Here is an 8,875-nt window from a genome sequence, read left to right on the forward strand (position 1 = left end):
CAAACCGAACTGGGGAGTTCACCGTGACCGACACGCTGCCCGTCGCGGGCACGCACGGCCCGCCACTGTCCTATCCGGACACCACGGTCGCCGGACTGGTCCTGGAGCAAGCACGGCGGACGCCGGACGCGCTCGCCGTGCGGCAGGGCGGCACCCGGCTCACCTACGCTGAGCTGGTCGCCGCCGCCTGGGGCGTCGCGGCGCTGCTGCGCGAACGCGGCGCGGGCGTCGAAACCCGGGTCGGCGTGTGCGCCCACCGGCGTCCCGCGCTGGTGGCGACGGTCCTCGGCGTCCTGCTGTCGGGTGGCTGTTACGTGCCGCTGGAGCCGGGCGGGCCGCGAGCGCGGCTGACCGGGATCGCCGCCGACGCCGGTGTCACGCTCGTCATCGGCGACGCCGCCGTCGCGGAATTCGGCGCGGTGGCAGGGATCGAGGCTCTCGACGTCCCGCCGCCCGGCGAACCCGGCGGCTGCCCGGCCACCCCGGACAGCACCGCCCACGTGCTCTACACGTCCGGCTCGACCGGCCGGCCGAAAGGCGTGCTCACCAGCCACCGCAACGTCGTCGCGTTCGTCACCGGCTTCGCCGCCCGCCTCGGCGTCGGCCCGAGTACACGCGCGCTCGGCATCTCCTCGCCCGGCTTCGACGCGTTCACCATGGACGTCTTCGTGCCGCTGGCCCACGGCGGCTCGGTGCAGCTGGCCGGCTCGGCCGACCGGGCCGACCCCGAACGGCTGCGCCGGTTCGTGGTCGAGCACGACGTCGACTGGGGTTTCATCACGCCGACGCTGCTCGCCACGCTGGACCCGGCGGACGTACCGGGCTGGCGGACCGTGGCCTGCGGCGGGGAGCCGGTGCCCGCCGGACTGGCCGCCCGCTGGCTGCCCGGCCGCCGGTTCTTCACCGTCTACGGCCCGACCGAGACGACCGTCGTCGTGGTCACCGACGAGGTGACCGGCCGGCCCGCCGACCCGCTGCCGCTGGGCACGCCGACGCCGAACCACCGCGCGTACGTCGTGGACGCCGACCTCCGCCCGGTCCCGCCGGGCGAGGTCGGCGAGCTGCTGATCGGCGGCCCGGGGGTGGCCGCCGGGTACCTCGGCCGCCCGGAGCTGACCGAGCGGACGTTCGTCGCCGACCCGTTCACGCCGGGGGAGCGCGCCTACCGCACCGGCGACCTGGCGCGCGTGCGGCCCGACGGCAGGCTGGAGTTCGCCGGCCGCGCCGACCGGCAGGTCAAGGTCCGCGGCCAGCGCATCGAGCTGGGCGAGGTCGAGGCCGCACTGGCCACGCACCCGCAGGTGGGCGCGGTCGCGGTGGAAGCAGTCCCGGGCCCGGGTGGCACCCGGCTGGTCGCGTTCCTCACCCCGGCTTCGGTGCCGCCGGATGGAGTGGTCGCCGGTTCGAGCGGCGCCTGGGCGCCGTCCGGCGAGGTCGCGACCGGTCCTGCGGCCTCGCTGCCGTCCGACGAGGATGTTCAGGCCTACGCGGGCGACCGGCTCACCGAGGCGATGCGGCCGGCCGCCATCCGGCGGCTCGACGCGCTGCCGGTGAACCCGGTGACCGGCAAGATCGACCGGCCCGCCTTGCGTGCGCTGGCCGAAAGCGTGGCGCCGGCCGACCTCGGGGAGCCGGACACGCCCGTGGCCCGGGCGGTCGCGCAGGTGTGGCGGAAGGTGCTCGGCGCCGGCGCGGGCTCCGACTTCTTCGCCGCCGGCGGTGACTCGATCACGGCGATGCGGCTGGTCGCGGCCCTGCGTGCGGACCTGGCCGCCGACGTCGCCACCGAGGACGTCCTGGCCGGGCGGACCCTCGACGGCGTCGCCCGGCGGGTGGCCGCTGCCGCCCCGCTGACCGGGCCGGGCCTGACCACCGGGCACGCACCCACGCTGTCGCCGCCGCAGCGGCGGCTGTGGTTCCTGGACCAGCTCGCCCCGGCCGCGGCGCCGTACAACATCGCGATGGCCTTCCGGCTGTCCGGCCCGCTGGACGTGGAAAAGCTGCGTGCCGCCCTGCGCGCGGTGGCCGAACGGCACGACATCCTGCGTTGGCGGATCCGCCCGGTCGACGGCGTCCCGCAGGCCGAATGCCTTGCGGTGGACGACATTCCGGTGCCGATGACCAGCCTGACCGAGCCGTTCCTCGCCGACCGGCTCGCCGTCGACGCGGCGACCCCGGTGCACCTGGACCGCGAGCCGCCGTGGCGGGTCCGGCTCTACGAACTCGGTCCGGACGAGCACGTGCTCGGCTTCACCCTGCACCACGCCGTGTTCGACGGCTGGTCCCAGGACCTGCTGTGCGCCGACCTCTCCGCGGCCTACGCCGGGGCGTCGCTGCTGCCGCTCGCCGCGTCCTACGCGGACTACGCGGCGTGGCGCGCGGATCGCGACCGCCGTCGCGAAGCCGTCGACCTCGCCTGGTGGACCGAGCACCTGGCCGGGGCTCCGTCCACAGTGGACTTACCCCGCGATCGACCACGCCCCGCCGTGCAGACCTACCACGGCGCGAGCGTGCACCAGGTGTTCCCGGACGGCGCCCCCGACGCCGTCCGGGAGCTGGCCGCGCGGACCGGCACCACCCAGGCCGGGGTGCTGCTGGCCGCGTTCGGGCAGCTGCTGCACCGGCTCACCGGCGCGGACGACCACCTGGTCGCCACCGTCGTCGCCGACCGGCAGCTGCCCGAGACCCAGGACGTCGCCGGGTTCTTCGTGGACATCGTGCCGGTGCGGCTGCGCGCCGGCGACGACGCGGACTTCGCGACGCACGCCCGCCGCGGCGGGGCCGAGCTGCTGGCCGCGACCGCGCACCCGGCGGCGTCGATCGAGCAGCTCGTGACCGCCCTCGGCGTCGACCGCGATCCCGCGCGGGCGCCGCTGGTGCAGGTGATGGTGAACGTCCTGAACTTCACCGAGCCGCGCCTCGAGCTGCCCGGGGTGCGGGCCGGCTGGCTGCCGGTCGCCAAGCCGGGGTCGCCGTTCGACCTGACCGTCTACGTCCTCGGCCACGGCGTCGAGCTGCTCTACAACCCGGACCTGTTCGACGCCGCCCGGATGACCGCGCTCGCCGCGGACTACGCGGACCTGCTCGCCGGGCTGGCCGCCACACCCGACCGGCCGGTCGGGACGTGCCTGCCCGAGACCCCGCGGCCTTCGGTGCGCACCGCCGCGCCGGGCGCGATGACCCGCGCCCGGCCGGCACCCGCTCCGGTCGTCACCGACGTCGCCGCGCTCGCCGCGACCGAGGCGGTGATCGCGCAGGCCTGGCGGGACGTGCTCGGCGTCGAAAGCGTGGGCGTCACCGACAACTTCTTCGACGTCGGCGGCCACTCGCTCGCCCTGATGCAGGTGCACGCCCAGGTCACCGCCCGGCTCGGCCGCCGCATCCCGGTCGTCGAGCTGTTCAGCCACCCCACCGTCCGCGCCCTCGCCGCCCACCTGCACGCGGCCGCCGGTGCCAAGCCCGACACCGCGCTGGCCCGCGCCGCCGAGCGGGTCGCCGCCCGCCGCGGGCGCACCCCGTCCGGAAGACCCCGCCGCCCGGCCGCCACGACCGGCCACGAACAGGAGCGCCACCAGTGACCCACTTCGAGACCGGCGAACCCGGCACCGAACCGATCGCGATCGTCGGGATGGCCGCCCGCGTCCCCGGCGCCGGCGACCTCCGGCAGTTCTGGCGCAACCTCGTCGACGGCGTCGAGTCGATCAAACCCGCCACTCCCGAAGAACTGCTGGCCCGCGGCGCCGACCCGGAAACCCTCGAAGATCCCAGCTGGGTCAACGCCACCACGGTCGTCGACGGCTTCGACGAGTTCGACGCCGAGCTGTTCGGCATGACCAGCCGCGAAGCGGAGATCACCGACCCGCAGCACCGCGTGTTCCTCGAGGCCTGCCACTCCGCGCTGACCGACGGCGGCTACGACCCGGCCCGCTACCGCGGCGCGATCGGCGTCTACGGCGGGTCCGGCCGGACCGGCTACCTCATCGAGAACCTGCTGCGCAACGAGCGGATCATGGCCTCGCAGCACGGCGGCATCGGGATGTCGACCGGCAACCAGCCGAGCTACCTGACGACGTCGGTGTCCTACAAGCTGAACCTGCGCGGTCCGAGCCTGGCGCTGCACACGGCGTGCTCGACCTCCCTGGTCGCCGTGCACCTCGCCTGCGAGGCGCTGCGCAACGGCGAGTGCGAGATGGCGCTGGCCGGCGGCGCGAACCTGGAGATGCCGCACGGCATCGGCTACATGGGCGTCGAGGGCTTCACCTCGCCCGACGGGCACGTCCGCGCGTTCGACGCCGAGGCCAACGGCACGGTGTGGAGCAGCGGCGTCGGCGTGGTCCTGGTCAAGCGGCTGGCCCAGGCCATCGAAGACGGCGACCACATCCGCGCGGTGGTGCTCGGCAACGCGATCAACAACGACGGCGCCACCAAGGTCGGCTTCTCGGCGCCCAGCGTCGCCGGCCAGACCGAGGCGATCGCTCAGGCCGTCGGCATGGCCGGGGTCGACCCGCGCACGATCGGCTACGTCGAGGCGCACGGCACCGGCACCGCGCTGGGCGACCCGATCGAGGTCACCTCACTGTCCACTGTGTACGGCCACGGCGTGCCGGACACCGCCTGGTGCGCCATCGGCTCGGTCAAGTCGAACATCGGTCACCTGTCCCAGGCCGCCGGGGTGGTGGCGCTGATCAAGACCGTCCTGGCCATGGAACACGGCCTCATCCCGCCGACCATCAACTACGACGAGCCCAACCCGGGCATCGACTTCCCGGCGAGCCCGTTTTACCCGGCTCGCACGGTGACGAAGTGGGAGGCGGGTGACGCCCCGCGCCGGGCGGGCGTCAGCTCGTTCGGCGTCGGCGGCACCAACGCCCACGTCGTGCTGGAGGAGGCGCCGGTACCGCAGCGCCGCCGTCTGCCGCACCCGGCGCACCTGCTGCGGGTCTCGGCGAACACGCCGGACGCGCTCGCCGTCGCCGTCGACCGGCTGGCCGACCGGCTGGCGGGGGACATCGACCTCGACCTCGCCGACGTCGCGCACACCCTCGCGGCCGGGCGCACCGAGTACGCCCACCGCGCGGCCGTCGTCGCCCGGGACAGCGAGGACGCCGTCGACGGCCTCCGTGACCCGCGTCGCCTGGTCACGGCGAAGGCCGACGAGCTGAAGGTCGCGTTCCTGTTCTCCGGCCAGGGTTCCCAGTACGCGGGGATGGGCGCCGAGCTGTACCGCAGTGAGCCGGTGTTCGCCGCGGCCGTCGACGAGTGCTGCGAGCTGGCCGGTATCGCGGGCCTGAAGGAGCTGATCCTCGACCGCGGCGGCGACGCGAAACTGCGCGAGACGCGGTACACGCAGCCCGCGCTGTTCGTCGTCGAGTACGCGCTGACCACGCTGTGGCGCAGCTGGGGCGTCCGGCCCGGCGCGATGATCGGCCACTCGATCGGCGAGTACGTCGCCGCGACCGTGGCCGGGGTCTTCACCCTCGCCGACGCGCTGAAGCTGGTCGTCCGGCGCGGTGAGCTGATGCAGTCGATGCCGTCCGGCGCGATGCTCGCGATCCAGCTCGACGAAGACGCGGTGACGCAGCGGCTGCCCGAAGGCGTCGCGATCGCCGGGGTCAACGGGCCGGGGACGTGCGTCGTCGCGGGCCCGGCCGACGTCGTGGCCGACTTCGCCGCGCGGCTCAAGTCCAGCGACGTGCAGTGCCGCGAGCTGGTGACGTCGCACGCGTTCCACTCGCCGATGATGGACCCGATCCTGGCGGAGTTCACCGAAGCCGTCGCCGCGGTGCCGCGCTCGGCGCCGTCGCTGCCGTTCCTGTCGAACCTGACCGGTGGCTGGATCACCGACGCCCAGGCCACCGATCCCGGCTACTGGGCCGCGCACCTGCGCCAAGCCGTGCGCTTCGGCGACTGCGTGCGGACGCTGTTCGCCGGCGGCGAGCGGTGGGCCCTGGTCGAGTGCGGCCCCGGCCACCAGCTCGCCGGGCTCGCCCGCGGCCAGGTGCCGAAGGGCCTGCCCGCGCCGCAGCCGAGCCTGCCGGGCCGCACCGACCGCGAGGGCGACGTCGAAACGCTCTACGCGGCCGCCGGTCTCCTGTGGACACACGGCCTGACGCTGGAAGCGGTGACGTCCGGACTCCGCGTGCCGCTGCCCGGCTATCCCTACGCGCGCAAGCGGTACTGGGTCGACCCCGACCCGGCGGGCACAGTAGCCGAGCCGGTGAAGCCGAGCGGGCCGTTGCCGCTCGAAGAGTGGTTCGCCGTGCCGTCGTGGCGGCAGGCCGGGCCGGAGGTGCGGCGCGAGCCGTTCGCCTCCTGCCTGGCGTTCGTCGACGACGACGTCCTGCCCGGGCTGCTGCGCGACGCCGGTGTCGCGGTCACCGAGGTCCGGCCGGGTGCGCGGTTCACCGCCGTCGACGGCGGGTTCACCGTCCGGCCGGGGGAGCGCGCCGACTACGACGACCTGGTCGCCACGCTCGGCACCCGGCCCGAGCGGGTCGTGCACGCGTGGGCGCTGAGCGGCACCGAGACCGGGATGGCGGCCCAGGACCGCGGGTTCTTCAGCGTGCTCAGCCTCGTCCAGGCGTGGGCCGAGCCGCTGCGGATCGACGTCCTGAGCACCGGCACCGCCGACGTCACCGGCACCGACCTGACCCGCCCCGAGCACGCGACGCTCGCCGGGATCGCCAGGGTCCTGCCCCTGGAACAGCCCGGCACGGTCGTGCGCCGGATCGACGTCGAGACGCTCTCCGCCGACGTCGTCGCCGAGCTGTCCGCGCCGGCGGACGCCCACGCGGAGGTCGCGCTGCGCCGCGGCCGCCGCTGGGTGCTCGACCACACGCAGCTCACGCTGCCCGAAGCCGCGACGCCGGTCCTGCGCGACGGCGGCCGCTACCTGATCACCGGCGGCACGGGCGGGATCGGCATCACCCTCGCCGAGGACTTCGCCCTGCGCGTCCGCGCGAAGCTCATCCTGCTGTCCCGCAACGGCTTGCCGCCCCGAGAGGAGTGGGACGCGCACCTGGCCACCCAGGGCGGCACCGACCGGCTGGGGCGCGCGATGCTCGCCGTGCGGCGGATGGAAGCGGCCGGCGCGGTGGTGCACGTGCTCGCCGCCGACGTCACCGACCCGGCGCGGCTGCGGGAGGTCCGGGAGCTGGCCGAGCGCGAGTTCGGCGGCCTCGACGGCATCGTCCACGCGGCCGGACTGCCTGGCGGCGGCGTCGCCGAGGTGAAGGAGCGTTCGGCCGCCGAAGCCGTGCTCGCCCCGAAGATCGGCGGCGTCGTCGCGCTGGCCGAGGCGTTCTCGGACCTGCCGATGGACTTCGTCGCCCTGTGCTCGTCGGTCACCTCGGTGTCGGGGGACTTCGGGCAGGTCGACTACTGCGCGGCCAACAACTTCCTCGACGCCTACGCCCGCGGCGACCACGGCTGGCAAGCCCGGGTCGTCGCGCACGACTGGGGTGGCTGGGACGAGGTCGGCATGGCCGCCGAAGTAGAAGCACCGTCCTTGATCCGGTCGACGCGCGAGCGTGCGGACGGCCCGGTCGCGCACCCGGTCCTGACCACGCGCTCCGCGGGCGGCGTCCACGGGCTCGTCTCGGCGGCCGGGCACTGGCTGCTCGACGAGCACCGGATCGCCGGTGTGCCGGTGGTGCCCGGGACCGGGCACCTGGAGACCGTCCGGGCGGCCGTCGAAGCGGCCCTGCCGAAGCCCGGCGACGGCCACGTCGTCGAACTGCGCGACGTCGCGTTCCTGGAACCGTTCTCGGTGCCGGAAGGGTCGGTCGCCGAGTACCGCGTCGGCTTCGACGGTGACGGGTTCACCGTGACCAGTCGCCTGGCCGGCGTGACCAAGACGCACGTCCGCGGCTCCGCGGGCTGGGTCCCGGCGCCGACCGTGTCCACTGTGGACCTGGGCGCGATCCGCGGCCGGACCGCGGTGCTCGACGACGGCAAGGGCTTCGGCGCCGGCCGGACCAGCATGGTCACCTTCGGCCCGCGCTGGGCCGCGCTGCGGACCCACCACCTCGGCGAGCACGAGGAACTGGCGTCGATCGTCGCGCCGGACGCGGCGGCGGGCGACACCGGCTGGGGCCTGCACCCGGCGCTGCTCGACATCGCGACGGCGTTCGGCCGTGGCCGGGGCAGCGGCACCTACCTGCCGATGAGCTACGGCCGCGTGGTCGTGCACGACGTCCTCCCGGCGAGCTTCCACAGCCACCTGCGCTACCGCGACGCCGGTGGTGACCAGGTGATCGCCGCCGACCTGACGCTGTGCGCCGACGACGGCCGCGTGGTGGCCGAGATCGAGGACTTCGTGCTGCGCCAAGTCGACGAGAACGCCGTCAGCGGCGGGCTCGCCAAGAAACCGCCCGCGGCAGCGGGGACGTCAGCCGGGATCCGGCCGGTCGACGGCGCCGAGGCGTTCTTGCGGGCCCTGACGCCGGGTCTCGGCGGCCAGGTCGTCATCAGCACCCGCCCGGTGCGGGACCTGTTCGACCGCCGGGTGACGGCCGAGGCGTTGGTGGAGACCGAAGAAGTCGCCGAACCTGCGGCCACCCCGCTGGCCCAGGACGACTACGTCGCCCCGCGCACCGACCTCGAAGCGGAGATCGCCCGGCAGTGGGCCGAAGTCCTCGGCGTCGAACGCATCGGCGTCCACGACGACTTCTTCGCCCTCGGCGGCAACTCCCTGGTCGCCATCCAGCTCATCGCCCAGGTCCGCAAGACCACCGGCGCCCGGCTGGCCATGAAGACGTTGTTCGAATCCTCCACGGTGGCCACCCTCGTCGAGCGGATCGAGGAACTGCGTGCCGACGCGGCTCCCGCCGAAGAACCCGCCGCCACCACCATCCCCAAGCTCGAGCGCTGAAGC

General features: G+C 74.7%; 2 protein-coding genes. Both read left to right on the forward strand.

Annotated features, from left to right (window positions below; all coding sequences use genetic code 11):
- Positions 1–23 precede the first annotated feature (23 nt).
- The gene (locus OG570_RS34025; protein WP_326953088.1) at positions 24–3,578 is read left to right on the forward strand and encodes an amino acid adenylation domain-containing protein; all 3,555 of its coding nucleotides are present in this window, start codon (positions 24–26) and stop codon (positions 3,576–3,578) included.
- Entirely contained in the window at positions 3,575–8,872 is a 5,298-nt protein-coding gene (locus OG570_RS34030) for a type I polyketide synthase (protein ID WP_326953089.1), read from the forward strand. The genes OG570_RS34025 and OG570_RS34030 overlap by 4 nt, the downstream gene beginning before the upstream one ends.
- The last annotated feature ends 3 nt before the right edge of the window (positions 8,873–8,875 follow it).

This window comes from Amycolatopsis sp. NBC_01286, from assembly GCF_035982555.1.
Taxonomy (GTDB): Bacteria; Actinomycetota; Actinomycetes; order Mycobacteriales; family Pseudonocardiaceae; genus Amycolatopsis.